General features: G+C 56.4%; 17 protein-coding genes. 11 read left to right on the forward strand and 6 right to left on the reverse strand.

Going from position 1 to position 22,219, the window contains the following annotated elements; all coding sequences use genetic code 11:
* Positions 1 to 257 precede the first annotated feature (257 nt).
* A complete protein-coding gene (locus tag BBKW_RS00120) occupies positions 258 to 1,469 on the reverse strand; it encodes an ATP-binding protein (protein WP_158332859.1) in 1,212 nt (403 codons plus the stop codon).
* 314 nt (positions 1,470 to 1,783) lie between these two features.
* Positions 1,784 to 4,540 carry a phosphoenolpyruvate carboxylase gene (locus BBKW_RS00125; protein WP_033501567.1) on the reverse strand — a complete coding sequence of 919 codons (2,757 nt, stop codon included), beginning with the start codon at positions 4,538 to 4,540 and terminating at the stop codon, positions 1,784 to 1,786.
* 362 nt (positions 4,541 to 4,902) lie between these two features.
* Between BBKW_RS00125 and BBKW_RS00130 the strand changes: the two genes are divergently transcribed.
* The 4 genes from BBKW_RS00130 (at position 4,903) to BBKW_RS00145 (ending at position 10,149) form a co-directional block, all read left to right on the forward strand.
* On the forward strand, positions 4,903 to 6,642 hold the full coding sequence (locus tag BBKW_RS00130) for a threonine/serine exporter family protein (protein ID WP_228429112.1): 1,740 nt from the start codon (positions 4,903 to 4,905) through the stop codon (positions 6,640 to 6,642).
* Between the two features lie 309 nt (positions 6,643 to 6,951).
* On the forward strand, positions 6,952 to 8,580 hold the full coding sequence (locus tag BBKW_RS00135; protein WP_033501565.1) for a sodium/proline symporter: 1,629 nt from the start codon (positions 6,952 to 6,954) through the stop codon (positions 8,578 to 8,580).
* Between the two features lie 158 nt (positions 8,581 to 8,738).
* Positions 8,739 to 9,284, forward strand: coding sequence for a type IV toxin-antitoxin system AbiEi family antitoxin (gene abiEi, locus BBKW_RS00140; RefSeq protein WP_033501564.1), 546 nt, complete (start codon positions 8,739 to 8,741; stop codon positions 9,282 to 9,284).
* A gap of 58 nt (positions 9,285 to 9,342) precedes the next feature.
* Entirely contained in the window at positions 9,343 to 10,149 is an 807-nt protein-coding gene (locus BBKW_RS00145; RefSeq protein ID WP_157872352.1) for a nucleotidyl transferase AbiEii/AbiGii toxin family protein, read from the forward strand.
* 94 nt (positions 10,150 to 10,243) lie between these two features.
* On the opposite strand, the gene trpS is transcribed toward BBKW_RS00145, so the two are convergent.
* The gene (gene trpS, locus BBKW_RS00150; RefSeq protein WP_033501562.1) at positions 10,244 to 11,344 is read right to left on the reverse strand and encodes a tryptophan--tRNA ligase; all 1,101 of its coding nucleotides are present in this window, start codon (positions 11,342 to 11,344) and stop codon (positions 10,244 to 10,246) included.
* 127 nt (positions 11,345 to 11,471) lie between these two features.
* On the opposite strand from trpS, the gene BBKW_RS00155 reads away from it, so the two are divergent.
* The gene (locus tag BBKW_RS00155) at positions 11,472 to 11,852 is read left to right on the forward strand and encodes a DUF3073 domain-containing protein (protein WP_033501561.1); all 381 of its coding nucleotides are present in this window, start codon (positions 11,472 to 11,474) and stop codon (positions 11,850 to 11,852) included.
* A 111-nt stretch (positions 11,853 to 11,963) separates the two neighbouring features.
* On the opposite strand, the gene BBKW_RS00160 is transcribed toward BBKW_RS00155, so the two are convergent.
* Positions 11,964 to 12,401: a sterol carrier family protein gene (locus BBKW_RS00160; protein WP_033501560.1), complete on the reverse strand. Its 438-nt coding sequence runs from the start codon at positions 12,399 to 12,401 to the stop codon at positions 11,964 to 11,966.
* Positions 12,402 to 12,756: 355 nt separating this feature from the next.
* Here BBKW_RS00160 and BBKW_RS00165 point away from each other — a divergent pair, with 355 nt between their 5' ends.
* Complete coding sequence (locus tag BBKW_RS00165; protein ID WP_033501559.1) at positions 12,757 to 15,204, forward strand: glycogen/starch/alpha-glucan phosphorylase; 2,448 nt, start codon at positions 12,757 to 12,759, stop codon at positions 15,202 to 15,204.
* Between the two features lie 220 nt (positions 15,205 to 15,424).
* Here the strand turns inward: BBKW_RS00165 and BBKW_RS00170 are convergent, their stop codons facing one another.
* Positions 15,425 to 15,652 (reverse strand): hypothetical protein, encoded by a 228-nt coding sequence (locus tag BBKW_RS00170; protein WP_033501558.1) that lies wholly within the window; start codon positions 15,650 to 15,652, stop codon positions 15,425 to 15,427.
* A 186-nt stretch (positions 15,653 to 15,838) separates the two neighbouring features.
* Between BBKW_RS00170 and BBKW_RS00175 the strand changes: the two genes are divergently transcribed.
* Together BBKW_RS00175 and BBKW_RS00180 are read left to right on the forward strand one after the other, a co-directional pair.
* Positions 15,839 to 16,633: a rhomboid family intramembrane serine protease gene (locus BBKW_RS00175; protein WP_033501557.1), complete on the forward strand. Its 795-nt coding sequence runs from the start codon at positions 15,839 to 15,841 to the stop codon at positions 16,631 to 16,633.
* A gap of 377 nt (positions 16,634 to 17,010) precedes the next feature.
* On the forward strand, positions 17,011 to 18,498 hold the full coding sequence (locus tag BBKW_RS00180; RefSeq protein ID WP_033501556.1) for a class I SAM-dependent methyltransferase: 1,488 nt from the start codon (positions 17,011 to 17,013) through the stop codon (positions 18,496 to 18,498).
* Positions 18,499 to 18,684: 186 nt separating this feature from the next.
* Here the strand turns inward: BBKW_RS00180 and crgA are convergent, their stop codons facing one another.
* Complete coding sequence (gene crgA, locus BBKW_RS00185; protein ID WP_033501604.1) at positions 18,685 to 19,164, reverse strand: cell division protein CrgA; 480 nt, start codon at positions 19,162 to 19,164, stop codon at positions 18,685 to 18,687.
* A gap of 123 nt (positions 19,165 to 19,287) precedes the next feature.
* Here crgA and BBKW_RS00190 point away from each other — a divergent pair, with 123 nt between their 5' ends.
* The 3 genes from BBKW_RS00190 to BBKW_RS00200 all read left to right on the forward strand — a co-directional run bounded on the left by BBKW_RS00190 (position 19,288) and on the right by BBKW_RS00200 (position 22,037).
* A complete protein-coding gene (locus BBKW_RS00190; RefSeq protein ID WP_033501555.1) occupies positions 19,288 to 20,055 on the forward strand; it encodes a DUF881 domain-containing protein in 768 nt (255 codons plus the stop codon).
* Between the two features lie 57 nt (positions 20,056 to 20,112).
* Positions 20,113 to 21,204, forward strand: coding sequence for a class E sortase (locus BBKW_RS00195; protein ID WP_033501554.1), 1,092 nt, complete (start codon positions 20,113 to 20,115; stop codon positions 21,202 to 21,204).
* Positions 21,205 to 21,392: 188 nt separating this feature from the next.
* A complete protein-coding gene (locus BBKW_RS00200) occupies positions 21,393 to 22,037 on the forward strand; it encodes an anthranilate synthase component II (RefSeq protein WP_033501553.1) in 645 nt (214 codons plus the stop codon).
* Positions 22,038 to 22,219: the final 182 nt, after the last annotated feature.

Consider the following 22,219-nt stretch of genomic DNA (forward strand, 5'->3'; position numbering starts at 1 on the left):
AGGTTTGGAAGTGTTCAGTTTCTAATTTAAGAAGGCGTTGCGCTTACAAGTTGAATCCGGGAACGCGAGCGGGGAGGCCCGTGCCATTTACCGGCACGGAACCTCCCCGCTCGCTTTTGTCAGGCGGTCAGCCGAACAATCAGCCGTGCTTCTGCAGGCCTGCGGCGACACTGAAGACGGTGCACAGGATGAGACAGGTGTAGCCTTCTCACCATGGTCTAATAGCGACATCCAGTGGTGGGAAGGGATTGTTCCGTTTAGGCTCCGAGCAGGGATAGCGGCACCACACGGATGCCCTCGGCAGTGGTGTAGGAATATGCGCCGTTACCTACCAGTACCATGAGGAACGAGGGGTCTCTTTGACGCGCATAAGGGTTCGCTGTGACCTTTTTCTTTACCTGTAGTAAGGACTCTACCGCTTCTGGTACTTTGTTTTCGCCAAGCTTGATTTCAATGGCAGCCCACCGTCCATCAGGCAATTCAAGGATGATGTCCGCTTCCAGACCTTTTTCGTCTCGATAGAACGATAGCGATGGCTTGTCCGGGCCGTTCCATGCCGAAGCGTAGATGCGCAGATCTCGAATTGCCAGATTCTCGAACAGGTCGCCGAGAATCTGGCCTTCGGTGAGCAAACGTGTCGGAGTCAGACCCAGTGCGGCCGCGGCCAGCGAGGGGTCGGTGAAATACCGCTTCGGTTTGACCCGCATCCGGTTTTTCGCTTTGATGGGTGCATCCCAGCAGGGCAGCTCCTCAATAAGATATTCACGCTGCAGCATTTGGATGTAACTGGAGACGGTCGACCGCGCGGGTTCCTCATCTTGCGCCTGGTCGTCCGCGTAGAGGTCGCGGATCAAGGTCTTCATCGTTGCTGCTGTGGCATTATTGCGGGCGAGCGACATGATGGTACGGCGCGTCATGGCAGGGTTTTTGCCCATTCTGGGCGCGTTGTCTTCTATGACGGCGTCCAGGTATTGCCGTGGAATGTATAACGCTGCCTGCAGGGAACGATCCTTCGATGCGGGCCAGCCGCCACGGCAAACCCATTCCGCAATGTCAGTCAGCGAAGAGGATGAGGCGGCCTGTGGGCAGTTGCTGGCAAAAAGACCTTGAAGGGAAACAACCCCGGAAGATTTTCCAAGTTCAACAAGACTCATGGGCCACATACGCAGGTGCGCGATACGGCCGGCACCGCTATGCTCGTAAGCTTCGGTTGGTGGTGCGCTGGAACCGGTGAGAATGTATTGTCCTGGTCGGTTGGAATGGCTGTCGATGTCATGCCGGACGGCGTCACGTACTTTGGGTGCGGTTTGCCATTCGTCAATAAGGTGTGGCTGTTCGCCGATAAGCGCGATAGTCGGATCTGCTTCGGCCAAAGGGAGTACATTCTGGTCATCCAAGCTAGTCATGCTGTTGGCATGCGCCTGGCCGGACCACGTTTTTCCACACCATTTCGGTCCGTCGATTTGCACGGCACCGAATATTTGCAGTAACGTCTCAATTTGCTCATCAATGAGTCTTGGAATATAGCCATGTGGTTGCAAGTCGTTCCTTCCGCTATTTACTGCCGATATCCGGTCACCATCTTACATTTTACGCTGATTGCATCTTACATTTTACGCTACTTTGGTTTTGCATTTTACGCAACGTTGCGATATGGAATCCGTTTCGCGCGCACGGGGGACCGCCGACCAATCTAGGGCCGGATAATGCGAGCGGGGAGGCCCGCGCCATTTATCGGCACGGAACCTCCCCGCTCGCTTTTGTCAGGCGGTCAGCCGAACAATCAGCCCGTGTTCTGCAGGCCTGCTGCGACACCGGACACGGTGCACAGGATCAGGTAGGTGTAGTTCGCCTTCTGTCCGTGCGTGAGCTCTTCCTTGTCCACGCGCTTGCGTAGCGAGCCGAGGGCGAGCACCTGGGTGGCGGACAGCGCATCCACGTACGGCGAGCGGATGCGGATGGCCTGGCCGAGCACGTGGCGGTGCTGCAGCGGCCACTTGTCGCCTACGATCTCGAGCACCCACTTGCGGGTGAGCTCCATCTCGTCGAGGACCTTCTTGTTGAGGTCCTCACGGTCTCCGAGAGCAAGGTACATCTTGGCGATGCGCTCGTCAGTCTTGGCCAGCGACATTTCGATGTTGTCGATGAACGTGGAGAACAGAGGCCATTCCTCATATGCTTGACGCAAGGTGTCCAAATCGCCGAACTGCTCGCACGCGGTGCCCAGGCCGTACCATGCGGCCAGATTGATGCGTGCCTGCGCCCAGGAGAAGATCCACGGAATGGTACGCAGATCGTCGAGGGACTTGGCTCCAAGGCCACGTTTGGCCGGACGGGAGCCGATCGGCAGCAGGCCGATTTCGGTCAGCGGCGTGACGGTGGAGAACCACGGTGCGAAGCCGTCGGTGTTCAACAGGTCGAGGAAGCGGTTATGCGCGGCCTCGTCGAGCTTGCTGGCCATGTCGGCGTACTTGGCGGTCATGTCCGTATTGCGCTTCTCCACGCTCGGAGCGGACTGCAGCAGCGTTGCAGCCGCAACGGACTCGACGTGGCGGATGGCCAGTGCCGGGTTGCCGTAGCGTGCGAAGATGACCTCGCCCTGCTCGGTGAGCTTGAAGCGGCACTTCACGGAGCCGACCGGCTGTGCGAGCACGGCACGGTTAGCCGGGCCGCCGCCGCGGCCGACGGCGCCGCCGCGGCCATGGAACAGGGTCAGATCGATGTCATGCGATTCCGCCCACTTGGCGATGCGTTCCTGTGCGGAATGCAGGGCCAGGGTTGCGGAGGTCGGGCCGGCGTCCTTCGAGGAGTCGGAGTAGCCGAGCATGACTTCCATCTTGCCGCCGGTGGCTTTCAGACGAGCCTGGACCTCCGGAATCTTGATCATTTCCTCGAGTACGTCCACCGAGTTCTGCAGATCCTCAAGCTGTTCGAACAGCGGGATCACGTCGATGGTTGGAACATCCTCGGGATGGGAGAACGCCAGACGGTTCAGCTCGTACACGTCCTTGATGTTTTGGGCGCTCTTGGTGAAGGAGATGATGTAACGACGGGCGGCCTTGATACCGTTGCGCTTCTGGATGGAACCGAGGGCGCGGAAGGTGTCAAGCACCTCGTGGGTCATCGGCTGCAGTTCGCCACGCTCACCGTGCAGACCATGTTCGCGGATATCCTCCAGCGCTCGGGAATGCACGACGGAGTGCTGGCGGAACTCCATCTCGACCATATGGAAGCCAAAGGTCTCTGCCTGCCAGATGAGGTCCTGCAACGGGCCGTAGGCGGAACGCTTGGCGTTGGCTTCGGCGAGGGAGCGCTGCACGACCTTCAGGTCGGCGATGTAATCCCCGCAGGAGTGGTACATGAGATCAGCATCGCGGTCGATGGTGGCCTTCAGACGATCGGCCATGACCAGCATGACGGCACGGTGCAACTCCTTGGTGGAGATCAGCGCGGCCTTGTCGGTCAGGCGCTCGCTCATTTCCTTCTGGTGGTTCCACAGGCTCTTGAGCTCGGCACTCGGCGGGGTGGTCTCAGCTTCCATCGTCAGGTTCTTGCCAACGCGGCGGGTCTCGATTTGCAACGCGCCCAGCACGTGGTCGCTGAACTTGCGGGCCACCTGACGGCTCACCTTGGCGGTGACATTCGGGTTGCCGTCACGGTCGGAGCCGATCCAGCTTCCCGGGTGAAAGAACGACGGGCATACCGGCGGCACGAGGCCAGCCTTGTCTCCGAGGACCCAATCGTCGAAACGACGGTACACCTGTGGAATGGTATAGAACAACGTATTGTCGAAAATATCGAGGATGGTGTCCGCTTCCTCAACCGGAGTCGGCTTCTTCAGTGCGATTGGAGAGGTGCGGAACAGCGCGTCGATCTCGTTGAAGAGTCGACGGGAGTTTTCTTTCTTGTCTGAACCGCCAAGCAGCTTGTGCGTTGCGAGCAGCTGGGAGATGCGGCGGATTTTGCCTTCCACGGCCTTGCGGCGGGCTTCAGTCGGATGCGCGGTGAACACCGGATGGAACTCGAGCTGGTCGAGCAGTTCCTTGGCTTTGGCCGGACCCATTTCGTTAATGAGCTGGTGGTAGGCGCAGGTCATTTCGTTCACGGGGTCGACGGCTTGGGTTTCATCTACGGCGGCCTCACGGCTGTGTAGCACGGAGACGCGGTAGTTCTCCTCGCAAAGGTTGGCCAGATGGAAGTAGGTGGTGAAGGCGCGGGCCAGCAGTTGTGCCTCACGCACATCCGTTTTATCGATGATGTCGACGACCTTCTGCAGGTCATCCTGATCTGGATTCGTATCCGTCAGAATGCCGGAGAAACGTTCGTCGCTAGCGTTCAGTGCGTGTTCGCGCACTTCATCGAATTTGGCCAGCAGCTTTTCATCGAATTCGCCGAGCACCTCGCGAAGAATCTGCAAACACAGATCCATTTCCTCTTTGAGGGAAGCGGGAAGATCACGCTCCTCGGGGCCTTTGGTGCCGGTGCCGGACGAGACGATAGCTGCGTCGGCAGGCGTGATCTGTTCGTTTTCTACTGTCATCAGACCTCCTTCTCCAAACCATCGGGTTGCCCGGTCTGTCGGTCCTTCGCGGCACCTCCGCGATTGTTTTGGCCGTCTGTTGCGAGCCCACAGCCCTAAGTCTGGTGGGTAAATGCGTACCCATTGTATGCTCGGCAAATCGACAGTTTGGTTACGGAAATACCGGAAATGTCCGCATCGTGGTCCGACGGTGTCCACAAAGTGAAATCGACGGAAATTCCGAAAATCCTCCGACCAGCCCACACGTTAGACCTGAACTTGTGAGCGCACAATACGAACATGAACATGAGACGAATTTCGATAGCGCGGAAAAAAGCGCTTCGGCCGTCAGCAAATTCCATACACACTCCATTCCGCTCGATATGGAAGATATCGAACGGGATTGGGACAAGCCGGTCGCTGAAGCGGGAATCGCAGCGAAAGCTAGCGTGATCGTACGCGTCGGCATGCTCGATCTCGGCGCGGGCACCGGAAGCTTCCGCGTCCGCGAAATGATGCACCGCATCGCCTATCCGCTTGGCGTGCACGTACGCGCTGACGTGAACCTCACCGACATCGAAGCCTCCTGCACCGACGGCAAAGACCGCATCACCGAAGTCATCGACCTGCCAACCACCGGCGTCAATACGGAACGCATTTGGCTGCTCGAACACTTCGCTGACTGGTTCAACGTGAACCTCGGCAAAGGATCGATGTACCACAGCCAATCCGACGTGTCCGAAGGGCTTATGCAGCATCTCGACAAGCGTGATGCGTCGCAGGTGTCGGCTGACCTGTCGAAGCGTCTTCGCGAACGTCAGAAAGCCGAACAGAATCAGGAGGGATCTGACGATCCCGTGCTCGACGCGCTTGAAATGGTGACGGAACGCGCTGAAGCGACCGATACCACCGCTCAGCCGTTGCACTTGCGCGACATCGAAGCGGCAAGCGAGCAGCATAATCGCAGTGAACGTGAAGCCGAATGTGAAACCAAGCGTGAAACTGCCGGTACGGCCAACGTTGTGGCAAGCGAACCGACCACGAAAAAAACGCGCAAAAATCGCAATCACAAGCCGCCAAAAGGCCAATACGCCGAACATTTCGACCATGTCGGCAAAGAAAAGAACCAAACGCAAGGCATCACCGTTCGTCAAGCGCACGAACGACTCAACATGATCGAACGGCGCAAGCCCCTGTATTCGCCGGCATTCGCGGGATTCGCCTCGGCCTGCGCCTGCGCATCCTTCGTGTTCCTGCTTGGCGGCGGCCCCTTCGACATGATCGGCGCGTTCATTGGCGCAGGACTTGGCCACTGGCTGCGTCGCCGCCTGTTCGCCCACCATCTCAACCAGTTCTTCGTGACGTTCGTATGCGTGGCCGTCGCGGCGCTCGCCTGCACGGGCACCCTGCGATTGATTGGTATTTTCGAGCCCGTCGCATTGCAGCATGACACGGCTTACATCGGTGCCATGCTGTTTGTGATTCCTGGATTCCCGCTGATTACAGGCGGACTTGATATGGCGAAAATTGATTTTCCGTCAGGCATTCAGCGCGTTGCGTACGTATTGTGCATTATTTTGATGGCGACGCTCGCAGGGTGGATGGTCGCTTCAATCGTGCATTTGAATCCGGAAGGATTCGAGCCGTTGGGACTCAATCCGGTTGTCAATTGCCTGTTGCGTTTCGTGTTCGCATTCATTGGTGTCTGGGGCTTCTCCACTATGTTCAATTCCCCGCAGCGCATGTGCCTTGTGGCCGCCACCATTGGCGCCATTACTGACACCTTGCGTTTGGAAATCGTTGACATGGGCGTTCCCGCCGAAGCCGGCGCATTCATTGGCGCACTGCTCGCAGGCCTGCTCGCCTCCGCATGGCGTTCTGCGGTTCATCGCAGCTGGCTCGCCCCGCATCTCGGCTACCCGCGCATCTGCCTGACCGTGCCGTCCATCGTGATCATGGTTCCCGGTTTGTACATGTATCAAGCCATGTTCCACCTCGGCCAATTCGATACCTTGAACGCCCTCGACTGGGCTTTCCGCGCCTTCATGGTGATTATCTGCCTGCCGATCGGTCTAGCCATGGCCCGCGTTATCACCGATAAGTCTTGGAGATACGACATCTAAAAGTTTGGCAATGGAGCGTTATCTGCGTTGATCCTCAGTCGGTGTACCTTCGTACGCCTTCCTTTGGTATGCCTTGACACCGCACACATTGCCAAATGTTCCCCTAGGATTCCGAACGGTACATAACAACTCGCAGAGTTTCGGGATTTGGGCACGTAAATGAGATAAATGCGATTGTCGCAATGTTCGACCGGTACATTGGGACAATCGCATTTTTTCAGAAGAGATTCGAAAGAAATTCGTTTCGACAGGGATTTGAAGAAAGAGATTCGAAAGAAATTCGGCTAGAAATCTAAGAAGAGAGAATTCATGGTTACCAAAGATTTTTGGGTGCTGCTGGCGATGGTCATCTATTTTGTGGCCATGCTCACCATCGGCTTCATCTACTCCAAGCGATCCAATTCCTCCACTCGCCAGTATTTCGCGGGTGGTCGAGGCGTTGGTCCGTGGCTGACGGCTTTAAGCGCCGAAGCCTCCGATATGAGCGGCTGGCTGCTCATGGGCCTGCCGGGCGTCGCCTACTTCACCGGTGCCGCCGACCCGCTGTGGACGGCCCTTGGCCTTGCTCTCGGCACCTACCTCAACTGGAAGCTCGTCGCACGTCGTTTGCGCCGCTACTCCGTGGTGGCAGGTGACGCGATCACCATTCCGGACTTCTTCTCCAAACGATTCCATGACAAACGCAACATCGTCTCCACCATCGCGGCGCTGATCATCCTCGTATTTTTCTGTGTGTATGTCGGTAGCTGTTTCGTGACGGTCGGCAAACTTTTCTCGACCCTGTTTGGCTGGGACTACCATCTGACCATGGTGATCGGCGCTGCCATCGTGTTCGCCTACACCCTGATCGGAGGCTATCTTTCCGTGGTCGTGACCGACTTCATCCAAGGCTTGCTCATGTTTTTCGCGCTGGCCGTGGTGTTCATCGGTTCCATCGCATCCGTCGGCGGCATAGACAACACCGTCGCCTTCCTCAAAGGCATTCCAGGCTTCCTCGACGGCACGCAAATGGCCACGCCGATTTTGAACGATGCCGGTGAGCAGATTATCAAGGCTGGTCAGGCCATGTTCGGCGCTCCTACCGAATACGGCGTGATCACCATGATTTCCATGCTTGCGTGGGGCCTTGGCTATTTCGGTATGCCGCAGGTGCTCGTGCGATTCCTGTCGATCCGCAGTTCCGAAGAGATCAAAAAGTCCCGTATCATCGCCACCACATGGTGTGTGGTGTCGCTTGCGTGCGGCGTGTGCATTGGCTTGGTTGGCCGTGCGATGATGCCGACGCAGTTCGTCACGCAGTCCGCTGCGGAGAATATTTTCATTGTGGTTTCGCAGGTGCTGCTGCCGAGCTTCATGTGTGGCATCGTGGTGTCGGGCATTTTCGCCGCGTCCATGAGCTCCTCGTCGTCGTACCTGATTATCGGCGCTTCCGCGGTCGGTGAGAATATTTTCCGCGGATTGCTCTATCGCAAGGCCACTGATCGTCAGGTGATGATGGTTGCGCGCATCACATTGCTGGTTATGTTCATTTTCGGCATTGTGGTTGCGTTCGATCAGAATTCGTCGATTTTCCAGGTTGTGTCGTATGCATGGGCTGGTTTGGGCGCTTCGTTCGGTCCGCTGATGCTCTGCTCGCTGTATTGGCGCCGCACCAACAAATTCGGTGCGATTGCGGGCATGCTTTCCGGTACTGCGACCGTGCTGATCTGGCATAATCTCATCAAGCCGCTTGGTGGTGTCTTCGCTATTTACGAGCTGCTTCCGGCGTTCATTATCTCACTGCTGTTCATTGTGGTGGTGTCGCTGCTGACTCCGGCTCCCGATGCTGAAGTGCTGCACGAGTTCGATCATTATCTTGATGATCCCGATGACCGCAAGGTGGATGACGATTTGGTCGCAGCGGAAATCGCTTCCGGCGAAAAGCGCGCGCAAATCTAATCAAACATAATGTGGCACATGCCATTCAGCCATCAGCAAAGGCCGGATTGCGTATTATGCAATCCGGCCTTTGCTGATGCTGAATTCTCAGTGTCATTGCAAGACCTTACTGTACGTGAATAGTGACTTTACACACTATTCACGTATACTTATAAAGTATGAAGCAAAGTGAGGCAATCAAAGTATTGAACCAGTGGGATCTGCATGGCAGATATGTGTATCTCAAACGAGATTTGCGTAAACTGTTCCGCGACGAGCCCAAGGAAACGTTCGATGATTCGTTGTCTCGACTGGTCAAGTCGGAAATCCTCGTACGGGCGGCGCGCGGCGTGTATGTGTACGGGCTGACCCGCAATTTCAGTGATGCCACTGTCGATCTGATTGCGCGCAATCTTCGACGCGGATACGCTACTTACGAGTCTTTGGAAAGTATGCTCAGCGCTTATGGTGTGATCAGTCAAATTCCAGTGGATCGACGTACTTACATGACCACAGGTCGTTCTGGCGAATATCAGACTCCGTACGGTGCAATCGAATTTACGCATACGGCGCGGCCAATTACGCAGACCATTCCCGAACTGTTGCACCCTGAAGGGCGTGGCGTTCCGCTGGCGTCGAAGCAGCTCGCGCTCCGCGATCTCAAAGCCACCCATCGCAATCTTGATCTCGTGGATTATGAGCTAATGGAGGAAACCTATGAGTGACATTGACGAGTTGCACCAGTACGCGATTCGCCTCGCGCAGGAACAGAATAGTTCCGGCATGATCATGACCATTGAAAAGGAGCTTCTGCATTACGAAATCCTCAATGCGATGGACGAAGGTGGATTGCTTGACCGTCTCGTATTTCAGGGCGGCACGAGCCTCCGTCTGTGCTATGGCGCAGAACGCTATAGCGAGGATCTCGATTTTTCTGGCGGTCGTGACTTTGACAGAAAAGGATTAGACACGCTTAAGGATTGCGTTGAGCATGCGGTGGGTGATCGCTATCACGTCTCCATCAGTGTGAAGGAACCTCGTCAGGTGAAATCTCTGGTCAGTGCGTGGACCGTCATTGTGGACACGACTCCCAAGTACAAGGACGTTCCGCGGCAGCGTATCAAAATCGAGGTAGCGTCGATCGAGGCGCACGATCCGGTCATCCGTCCTTTGAAGGTGAATTATGAGGGGCTGGGTGACTATTCCGACATCATGCTGGCCGTGGAAAGCAAAGAGGAGATTCTTGCGGATAAGATCGAATCTTTCGTCTGCTCGGATCATGTGAGATACCGAGATTTATGGGATCTCGCGTGGCTGTCCAAGCAGCCGGGTGTTCAGCAGAACAAAGTTCAGGACCTCAGAAAACAGAAGGCTTCGGACTATGGCGAGATAAGCAAATACATGGAACGTTATCCGCTTGTGCAGGAGAAGATCGCGAATGCATTCGATTCGGATAAATTCGTTCATGAGATGAGTCGTTTTTTGCCTGCATCGCGGGTTAACCGTACTGTTGCTAAGCCATTGTGGCTTCTCGGTACAAAGCAGCAGCTTGCCGACTTGTTTATCGCGTACGCTCCTGATCTTGCTTGATAAGTTTTTAAAAGGCCGGATTGCACAATACGCAATCCGACCTTTGTTGATGCTGAAACGCTGTTTAAAGCATGATTATGGCGTTTCTGGAGCTTTAGTAGCGCATGCCCATGGCTTCGCGGACTTGCTCCAAGGTTTCGTTGGCGATGGCGTTGGCCTTCTTGTTGCCTTCGGCGAGCACGTCGCGCACGTAATCCATATCCTTGGCGAGTTCCTCGCGGCGGGCACGATGCGGCTCAAGGAAGCTGTTCACCGATTCGATCACATACGCCTTCAGCGCGCCCGCACCGGAATCGCCGATCTCCTCGGCGATTTCCTTCGGATCACGACCGGTGACCAAACCGGCGGTCGTCAGCAGTGCGGAAACCTGCGGACGTGCGATCGGATCGAACGTGATGCGACGTTCGGAATCGGTCGGACTCTTCTTGATAAGCTTAGCGGTCTCCTGCGCGGTGGCGCCCAACATGATGGAATTGCCGTACGACTTGCTCATCTTGCGGCCATCCAAGCCTGGAATCTCCGGCGCTTCAGACAGAATCGCGGCCGGCTCGGGGAACACCGGATGCTTCTTGGCGTAACGTTCGTTGAAACGACGCGCGATGGTACGCGTGATCTCGACATGCGGCAGATTATCCTTGCCGATCGGCACCACATTAGCCTTGCAGAACAGAATGTCGCATGCCTGATGCACCGGATAAGTCAGCAGCAGACCGGTCAATGCATGGCCGGAAGCTTCCATTTCCGACTTCACCGTAGGATTGCGATGCAGCTCGGCCTCAGTCACCAACGACAGGAACGGCAGCATCAGCTGGTTCTCCGCAGGAACGGCGGAATGCGTAAAAATCATGGTCTTTTCCGGATCGATGCCGGCAGCCATGTAATCAAGTACCAAATTGAGCACATTGTCTTCGATATGCTCGGTTGTGTCACGATCGGTGATCACCTGATAATCGGCGATGATGATATTCGAATTCACGCCGCGATTCTGCATGGCGACGCGCTCACGAATCGAACCAAAATAATGGCCGAGATGCAGGCGTCCGGTCGGACGGTCGCCGGTAAGCATGGTGAACTTGCCCGGATTCTGTTCGATTGCGGCGAGCGTTGCGTCGGAACGCTTCTTCGCGGCGAGGAAGCTCGCGCTCATTTCATTGCCGACAGCGGTGATCTGCTGCTCCTGGGTTTCGTCCGTCATACGTGTCCTTTTCTTAAGAAAATCAGCGATTTTATCGTAAAAGTCTGAGCCGACAACGAAATATGGCACAACAAGTGGTACTCTCTTGTTTGATGAATTGATAGCACAGTAATCCTCAGGGGGTCAGATGGGCCGCGGACGTCAGAAAGCCAAACAGCAGAAAATAGCCCGAAAGCTCAAGTACCTGACCACCGACACCGATTACGATGAGCTCGCCAAGGAGCTCGGTGCCCAGGAGCCTGGTTCGGGTTCTTTTGATCCTTTCGCCGATATCGAAGCAAAATATTCTCACGATGCGGACGCTGAAGATGAGATTCCGGAAGATGTTCAGGAGTCCACGCAGGGCGACGCCGAGGATGACCTCGACGAGTACGCGAAGTGGGCCGCGGAGGCGGCGGCGAAGGCCACGAGCGGAGAGTTCCCGGCAGCCAAGTCCGCCGCACCGAAGCCACACAAGCCCATCCCGATGCCGATGCCCAGCGTGCTGAAGCCGAAGAAGCAGGACTGATCGGCATATCAGGTACTTTGTGAAACCGCGATGCGGATATGCCTGCTAGGTGTATCCGCATCGCGGTTTTGCTATGCGTCTTTGTGCCTGTGACGGTCTTCTCGCAGCCTGTCACACCAACGGCAGTAGATCGCTCAAATCGTCACGTTCGCCGACGGCGGTGATGCGGCCGGCATCTTTTTCCTCCTGCCAGCTGGTGATGCCGGTGGCGAGCCGCATCCACACGTCCGGCTCCAGTTCGATCACGTCCGGCGGTGTGAGATTATGCGGATCGGATGCCGGTCCGTCGAGAATCTTGATGGCGCCCCACGGTGCGACACGCACTTCCACGCCCTCTCCGGGCGCTTTTTTCTCCAGCAGATGCAGCGAGTAGCGCACCGCCATCGCCCACAGCTGGCGTGGCAATCGTGGAGAGAATTCCAGACGGAAATCGCGTGCCGCGTCGGTATTCGTGGGAATACTGTCGGCGATCATGCGATGAGACGTTTGCAGCCATTGCGCAAATGCGTCATGTCCCTTATGCAGATCTTGTTCTCTAATAACAGTCATACGTGTTATTTTGTCGCTTGCAAGCGACTATGATGGGGTGTTGCAGACAGCGTAGTCACAACTGAATAGGGGTGTGAAGAGAAGAAAATTATTTGCGATTGCTGACAGCGTTCGCAGTTTTATTGCATGTCGTTTGCATGTTGTTCACAACGTTTCGGCAGTCGACTTGCATTATTTTTGCAAACGAATGCTGACTTGTAATCGCTTGAAATTTCGTCTTTTTTCTGATTATGTAGTATGCTGTGTATGAGAACGTATGCATGATGTTACTTAGTGTTCATGTAGCCGCTAATGCGAGGACGCTGGAGCAAGGCATAATGTTTCTGGAGAGTAATCCGTCAAAGGGAGTCGATTAATGACTGAAATTACCGCACCGAAGTCCGCGGTCACCGCGGAGCAGTTCGCAGACGAGATCCGCGAGCAGCTGAAGTACACCCAGGGCGTCACCGTCGAACAGGCCAAGCCGGCCGACGTGTATGTCGCCGCGTCCGCCGCGGTGCGCCGCCACCTCATGGATTCCTGGTTCAAGACCCAGGCTGACATGGTCAATGGCAACACCAAGGCAGTCGGCTACCTGTCCGCAGAATTCCTCATGGGCAAGCAGCTGCGCAACGCTCTGCTCAACGCCGGTCTAACCGAGCAGTTCAATGCCGCGGTCAAGGAACTCGGCTTCTCCGTGCAGGACGTCGTCAACGCCGAGCACGAGCCGGGCCTCGGCAACGGTGGTCTCGGCCGTCTGGCCGCCTGCTTCATCGATTCGCTCGCTTCGCTGGGAGTGCCGGCATTCGGTTATGGCATCCAGTACAAGTACGGCATCTTCGAGCAGAAGTTTGACGAAAACGGCAAGCAGATCGAAACCCCGGACTACTGGCTGACCAACGAAGAGCCGTGGGGCCACATCGACTACAACCGCGACCAGAAGGTCTCCTTCGGCGGCGAAGTCGTCGAAGAGAACGGCAAGAAGGTTTGGAAGCCGGCTTGGTCCGTGCGTGCAGTCCCGGTCGACTACATGGTTCCAGGCTATGCTTCCGGCCGTGTGAACACCCTTCGCCTGTGGACCGCCAAGAGCTACGACGAGTTCGACCTGCTCACCTTCAACAAGTCCGAGTACCTTGACGCCGTCAAGCCGCAGGTCGAAGCGGAAAACATCTCCAAGATCCTGTATCCGGAGGATTCTACCCCGCAGGGCAAGGCGTTGCGCCTCGAGCAGCAGTACTTCTTCGTGTCCGCCTCCATCCATGACGCCATCCGCGTCTTCTACCCGGGCCAGGACAAGCCGGATCTGACCACCTTCGCAGACAAGATCACCTTCCAGCTTAACGACACCCACCCGGTCATCGGCATCCCGGAGCTCATGCGCGTCCTCATGGACGAGTACGGCTACGATTGGGACACCGCCTGGACCGTCACCAACAAGACCTTCAACTACACCTGCCACACCCTGCTTCCGGAAGCCCTGGAAGTGTGGCCATCCAAGCTCATCGGTGAACTTCTGCCGCGTCACCTCGAAATCATCGAGAAGATCCAGGACCAGTTCGCAGCTGAGCTCAAGACCAAGGGCGTCGACGAAGCCACTATCAAGGACATGGCCATTTACACCGGTGACTCCGTGCGCATGGCCTACTTGGCCACCTACGGCGGCTCCCACGTCAACGGCGTTGCCGAGCTGCACTCCCAGCTGCTCAAGGACGTCACCCTGAAGAACTTCTCTGACGTGTATCCCGACAAGTTCACCAACGTGACCAACGGCGTGACCCCTCGCCGCTTCGTCAAGCTCGCCAACCCGCGCCTGTCCGACCTCATCACCGAAGGCCTCGGCACCGACAAGTGGGTGAGCGACCTCGAACTGCTCAAAGGCCTCGAACCGCTTGCCGCGGACGACGAATTCGTCAAGAAGTTCGCTGCCGTCAAGCAGGCCAACAAGGTTGACTTCGCCAACTACGCCAAGCGCGAATACGGCTTCGACATCGACCCGAACACCATGATCAACACCATGGTCAAGCGTCTGCACGAATACAAGCGTCAGGCACTGAAGATCCTCGCCGTGATCGCACGCTACGCCGACATCAAGTCCGGCAAGATCTCCGCCGACGACGTCATGCCGCGCACCATCGTATTCGGCGCCAAGGCCGCTCCGGGCTACTACCTGGCCAAGCAGACCATCCAGCTGATCAACAACGTCGCCCGTGTCATCAACAATGATCCGGACGTCAAGGGCAAGCTGAACGTCTACTTCCCGTGGAACTACAACATTCGCCTCGCACAGCACCTCATCCCGGCCACCGACCTTGACGAGCAGATCTCCCAGGCCGGCAAGGAAGCCTCCGGTACCGGCAATATGAAGTTCGCTCTCAACGGTGCCATGACCGTCGGCACCCTCGACGGTGCCAACGTCGAAATCCGTGAGCGCGTCGGCGCTGAGAACTTCTTCCTCTTCGGCATGACCGTCGACGAGGTGGACGCTCTCTACGCCGAAGGCTACGAGCCGAAGAAGTACTACGAGGCCGATCCGCGCCTCAAGGCCGCCATCGACATGGTCGCAGACGGCACCTTCTCCAACGGCGACAAGACCGTGTATGAAGACCTCGTCCACGATTGGCTCACCAAGGACTGGTTCATGACCCTCGCCGACTTCGGCGCCTACACCGCCATCCAGTCGGAAATCGAGGCTCTCTACGCCCAGCCGCTCGAATGGAACCGCAAGGCCCTCATCAACGTGGCGAACTCGGGCTACTTCAGCTCCGATCGTTCGATGGAGGATTACCTCGAGCGCATCTGGAAGACGGGTCCGCTCGCAGACTGACGGAGCGTTATCTGCGTTGTGGAAGGCTCGACGTACCTTCGTACGCCTTCGCCTTCCACGCCTTGATACCGCACGCGTCAGTCCACTCGCTCCGCTCGCCTGATAGCGCTAGATAAAGAGTGATGACGAAGGGACGATTCTTTGGAATCGTCCCTTTTTATGTCTAGATAACAAAAAGCCCTGCGCGAAAGGACGGCAGGGCTTTGAAAAGAAGTAGGAATCAGGCGGCTTCGGGAGCGGCGGCGGCCTCAGTGTCGGCTTCCTTGGCTTCTTCGGCATCCTTGGTCAGACCAAGATCGACAGGAGACGAGCTGTTCTCCCACGGCTCCTCCCACGGATCGTAATCCGGATTCTGCTGCTTGTACACATACAGACCGACGACACCGGCAAGCAAAGCTCCGAAGAGCAGTGCGAAGAACTTCCAACCGTTAGAAGACTTGTTCTCCATGACGGCTCCTTTCCCAAATATCGGCGAACATTGGCTGACCTGCTCGTTCAAGCCAACTCTGTTCACTATCTTAATTCCTTGAATGTGTTGATTGGGTGGATTTACGCGCCGAGGATTCACAAGAATGCAATCATTTGCAATGATTTTGCAGATTCGCGGATTCGCACGTTCCAGTAGGGTTGAAACATGGCTTATCAACGTTTCAGTCTGTTTCCCGATTCCCCGTCATTCAAAGACCTCTGCTCTGCACGTTCCATGCGATACCGCTGGCGTAACGGCGATCCCGTGATCACCGTCGCGATCATGGTGATATGCGTCGCGGTCTGGATTGTCGAAACACTATTGAAAATCGCCTGGCCGGCCGGCTGCAACGCGTTCGTCGGCACAGGCGTATTCATGCCCGCGCTGGCGACCCACCGCCCATGGACCTTCATTACGTCAATGTTCCTGCACCAGCCGGCCTCCCTTTGGCATATTCTCTTCAACATGATGACCTTGTGGTGCGTCGGGCCTGTATTGGAACGCATGATGGGGCATCTGCCATACCTCGCGTTATACGTGCTGTCAGGACTTGGCGGAAGCGCCGGCATGATGGTCTGGGCACTGTTCTCGCAAAACGGTTGGCTGACATCCGCATACGGCGCTTCCGGCGCGTTATTCGGCCTGTTCGCGGCAATTCTGGTGGTATACCAGCGTATTGGCATAGACATTCGATCCATGCTGATCTGGATGCTCATCAACTTCCTGATGCCGATCATCACGCCGAACATCGCATGGCAGGCGCATGTCGGCGGATTCATCGTCGGAGGAGTGTTCGCCTGGCTGCTAGTTTCCGGCCTGCATGCGTTGCGCGGCAAAAGCCTGCAGCAGCGCACACTGATTTACGGCGTAATTATGTTGGGCGTGATTATTGCGATTGTCGTCGCGTGTAATATGAGCAATCCACTTCGTGTAAACCCCCTTCTTGGCTTGTTCTTTTAGGTGGTAGGTAGGAGAAAAAGAAGGTTTGGGGAATTGCGAATATGCACTTATCCACATTTGTGGATAAGTTTGTGGATAAGTTGGAGGCAAGCTGTGGGTAAGTCGGGGATAACTTGGTGCATTATCCACAAGGATATTCACAAAACGGCGAATTCCCCGGCTTTTCAACGGTGGAAAATGTGGATAACTCGCCTGTGCATAGCGAAAAAATGGGGAAAATACCGCCCTATATCTTGTGGGCGGTCGTAAAACTGTCCACAAGATATAGATGCTATCCACATCCGTCCACAATAATCCACGACTTATCCACATCGTGTGAAACTAGAAAATCCCCAGAATGACGACGGATCAACAAAACGAAATCAGGTACGTCACTAATGACAATCATGAATGATGAGACGCGCGAATTCGTGGCGATGCATCGCGACGAGGACGTGCGCGAACTGGCGTTGAAAGCCAGGCGTGTGGACGGACTCGACCTGCCGTTGGCGCTCGACCAGATCGCCGGATGGCAGATTGCAAGCAAGAAACTGCCTCAATGGGCCTCCTGCGAGGGAATCGTATACCCTCCGCACATTTCCATGGAACAGTGCTCTTCGCAGTTCACAGCCCAATACAAGTCCGAAATCGCACAAACCCTGCTTGCGTCGGCCGCAACCGTGCGCGCCAGAGTGTCCGATTCTGCAGAATCGGACACATTGGTGGCGAAAAGGGCGATGGTGGATCTGACGGGCGGGTTCGGTGTGGACTTCTCATATCTGGCGCGCGGATTCAGCCAAGCCACTTATGTGGAACGACGGCGGCACCTGTGCGATCTGGCCGAGCACAACATGGCCGCACTGGGGCTCGACCAAGCGCGTATCGTGTGTGGCGACGGTGTGGAATACCTCAGGCAGATGGATCCGGTGGACTTTATCTACCTTGATCCGGCCCGCCGCGACGAGCATGGCGCGCGCACCTACGCGATCGAGGATTGCACGCCGAACGTACTCGAATTGCGTGACCTGTTGCTTGCCAAATCGCAGTGCACGCTGGTCAAACTGTCTCCCATGCTGGACTGGCGCAAGGCGGTCGCCGATTTCGACGGGGCCGTACGCGAAGTGCATATTGTGGCCACCGGCAACGAATGCAAGGAACTGCTGCTGGTACTGGGACGGCCGGCGCAGGCGGATGCGCGCGACGGCGTGGATGGCGCGGGTTCGCACCGGCGTCCTGCGGCGCGCGCACGCATGGGGCAGATGGATATGTGGACGAGACGGACGGACAACGACAAGACGCCGTTGGCACGCACGCGCGTGGAGCAGATGAATGGCGGCATGGATTCGGCAGGCACGGTGGACTCGTTTGACGGTGAATCGAAAGCCGAACGTACCGCAGCCGCATCGCATGATGGCCGGTATGCCGCGCCGCACATGTTCTGCGTGAACGACGATCAGCGGATCGACTATGATTCTGCCGCATATACGCAAGGCCTGCGCATTGGCGGCAAACCGCTGCCGGAGGTGAAAAACTACTTGTATGAGCCGAATGCGTCGATTATGAAGGCCGGCTGTTTCGATCTGGTCGAGGAACGATTCGGTGTGACGCAGATCGGCCCGAGCAGCCATCTGTTCGTGTCGGAACAGCAAATCGCCGATTTTCCGGGACGAGGATTTGCGATTGAAGCAGTCGGAAGCATGAACAAAAAAGATACAAAACGATTGCTGAACGGTGTGAAACAAGCGAATATCGCGGTACGTAATTTCCCGCTTACGGCACCGCAGTTACGCAAGAAATTGAAGCTTGCCGACGGTGGGACGGTCTACCTGTTTGGTACCACCATGCAAGGCGGCGATCATGTGCTGCTGCGTACGTCGAAAATCTGAACAAGCGAACCGGAAATTAAGAAAAGCACGAGACAAGTGATAGGCGAGTCGCAGGAATAGCAAGACGATTGCGAAAGAATCATAAAAGGGTATGCGAAAAGGGCGTCTGACCGTGCGAAGAGTACAGACGCCCCTACTTCAAACGTGCTACCGAAGCTGCCTAAACGATAAACGTGAAACGGTGGGTCAGCGCCACCACATGGTCATGATGAATCCGACCATGATGATCGCGAACGCGATGGCCAGATTCCATGCGCCGATGTTCGGAATCGGGTAGTTGGAGGTCAGGTAGTAGACCACGGCCCAAACCAGGCCGATGATCATCAGCGCGCAGAACAGAGGCACGAACCAGCGTGGATTGGACTTGGTGCCCTTGATAGTCTCCTCCACGCGACGGGTGTTTTCCGCCTGACGGTTCATCATGCGCTGCATCTGCGGGCTCAGGGAATCCTTATCGACAGTGGCATTCAGTACCGCTTCGACGCGGTCCATCGGAATGTCGAGATCGTCATCGTCATCGGAATCAGCGGAAGCGGATTCGACGGTGGTCTCCTCAGCGGCATTCTGAACGGTTTCGTTGCCCTCTTCAACGGCAGCGGTGTCGTCCGTGGACTGCAGATCGTTCTGATTGTCCGCGGTGGTTTCGTGCAGCTCTTCGTCAGCCATCAGCATAGTCTCCTTTAATAGGCTAAAAGTCATAATAGTGGGTAGACTCGAAAGCGGCGAACTCACAGCGCAAAAACTGTTCTCGATCAGAGCAAATGCTTAATAGGAATCAGGAAGGTCCGCATGGCGAAGCACACCGGAAAGCACACCGCGAAACGGTCGAAAGCGGCCGGAGCGGCGGCAGTCCTCGTGCTCATGTTCTCCGGATTCCTGCTTGCCACAAACCTGCGCGTGAACCGTTCCGTCGTGGTGACCAACGATACCGCCGAACTTGTGGAACAACGCGTGAAAAAAGTCAACTCCCTGCAGGCGGAAGTCGACGCGCTCAGCTCCCGCGTGAACGATTTGAGCAAAACACTGAGCAGCCAAGGCGACACCGACCCGCAAGACAGCGAAAGCGCAGGCAACGGTACCATGCTGCCTGCGGTGGAAGGTCCCGGACTCGTGGTGACGCTCGACGATTCGCCACTCTGGGAAAACATGATCGACTCCAGCGGATCGACATCCAACATCAACGACTACGTGGTGCACCAGCAAGACGTCGAAGCCGTGGTGAACGCGCTGTGGGCGGGCGGCGCGGAATCCATGATGATCATGGACCAGCGCGTGCTTTTCAACTCCGCGGTGCGCTGCTCCGGCAACGTGTTGCTCCTGCAGGGCAAAAAGTATTCGCCGCCATTCACTATTTCCGCGATCGGGCCGGTCGACAATATGAAAAAAGCGCTCGACGATTCACAGGACGTGACCATATACCGGCAGTACGTCAGTGCGTTCGGCTTAGGCTGGCAGGTCGAAGAAAAAGAGAAACTGCATTTCGAGGCGACCGACGCTCTGCAGCAGCCGCTGCAATACGCGCAGGCGATGAGCGACGGAACAGGAGAAACGCAGTAAACGGACGAAACGCAGCAATTACAAGATGTGCAGGAATCGCAAGAGGGGAAGTAAACGATGAAGCACGTGGCACATAAACAACGCCGCAAAAGCGTGGTATGGACGATACTTGGCATACTCGCCGAACTCATGCTGACCGCAGCGGCCATCTGCGCGCTTTACATCGCATGGCAAATGTGGTGGACGGGCGTGCAAGCCGAACACAACCAAATCGAAACGCGCCAATCCGTATCATGGTCCGACCCGGGCCAATCTGACAACGTCACCATCGCGCAGGTGCAGGAAGGCGACCCGCCAACGCAACCGCAAAGCGCGCAGGAAGGCGAGCTGATCGCCCAAGTCTACGTTCCGCGATTCGGCAGCCAATGGCAACGCAACCTCGTTGAGGGAACTTCCCTCAACGAACTCAACAAACATGGCCTCGGCCACTACAAAGACTCGCAAATGCCCGGCCAAGTCGGCAACTTCGCTTTCGCAGGCCACCGCAACGGCTACGGACAGCCACTTGGCGATGTCGACAAACTGCAGGAAGGCGACCCGATTATCATCCGCACGCAGGATTACTGGTATGTGTATCACTACACGAGCCACAAAATCGTGCTGCCGACCGACATCGAAGTGGTCGCCGCCAACCCCGAAAATCCCGGCGCTACGCCGACCAAACGCATGCTGACCATGACTACGTGCGAACCGAAATATTCCACGCCGACACACCGCTGGATCAGCTACGCGGAATTCTCATACTGGGCGAAAGTGTCCGACGGCATCCCCCAGGAGCTCGCATCCACCGACTCCAACGGTAAAGTCAAATTCGTCAACAACGAAAAATCGTCGATCGTCGCATCCGTCAGCTCGCTTGAACCGTGGATTTTCGGCGCGCTTGCCGCATACGTGATCATCTTCCTTTCCGCGCTCGTGGCATGGCGTTGGCCGTACCTCGCCGACGTGCGCGCGGGACGTTGCGAAAAGCCGGAATTCAGCTTGTACGGAGGATTGATGCGATTACAGCCGGGCGTACTTCCGATTCGACTCGTGCTGATGGCGTTGTTGATTTTCGCGGCGGCCGCATCGTGCTTTGAGTGGCTGTTCCCGTGGGCTGCGACGAATATTCCGGCATTGCAGGAAATGTCGAATTACACGGCCGTATAAGGCGCTTTTTGCGGTTGCTGCGGTTGCTGCGTGAGACGCGCGTCATGTCATGACATGTTGCGCACGTAGACTGCTGTTCAAACGCAAGTATTCGCACAACGCAAGCATTCGGAATATTCGAAGGATTTGAGGCATTCGAACGATTCGAAATATTCGGATGCCGGCATTCCAACGTCGATAGGAGCATGATGACCGATTCCGCACGCATTCTGGTCGTGGATAATTACGATTCGTTCGTGTACACGATCGTCGGATATTTGAAGACGTTGGGTGCCACGGTGACGGTGGTGCGCAACGATGCGATCGACCCGAGCGAGGACGGTGTGATCGACGAATATGACGGCGTGCTGATCTCCCCAGGGCCTGGCGCTCCGGCGGAATCCGGCGCCAGCGAAGATATGATCCGCCTATGCGCGGAGCAGTCCAAGCCCATGTTCGGCGTTTGCTTGGGCATGCAGGCACTGGCCGAAGTGTTCGGCGCCACCGTAAGCCATGCGCCTACCATCATGCATGGCAAAACCAGTTTGGTGGAGCACATCGACGACGAGATCTTCGAAGGAGTGGCCAATCCTATGACCGCCACTCGCTACCATTCGTTGGCCGTGGAGCCTGATTCCGTGCCGGAAGAGCTGGTGGTGACCGCGTGGACGCAGAGCGACCACATCGTGCAGGGCATTAAGCACCGCAGCAAGCCGATGTACGCGGTGCAGTTCCACCCCGAATCCGTGATGACTCAGGACGGCTACCGATTGCTTGCGAACTGGCTGAAGGTGTGCGGGCAGGAGAACGCGGTGGAGCGTTCCGCCGGATTGCAGCCGAAGGTCGCGGCCTGAAGGCACGAAAACACGTGAAAATGCGGAAACACGCGAAACGTAAGGACTGCAGGGAATCACGGAATACGTGAATCGCGCGAAAATTTCGGGAACGAATCTCAGGAAAACGTGAGTTTCGTAAAACGCAATCGTAAGCATGAAGGCCCGGCTGGGGATTTCCAGTCGGGCCTTCATTGTGAATT

Origin of the sequence: Bifidobacterium catenulatum subsp. kashiwanohense JCM 15439 = DSM 21854 (assembly GCF_001042615.1) — a bacterium.
GTDB classification, from domain to species: Bacteria; Actinomycetota; Actinomycetes; order Actinomycetales; family Bifidobacteriaceae; genus Bifidobacterium; species Bifidobacterium catenulatum.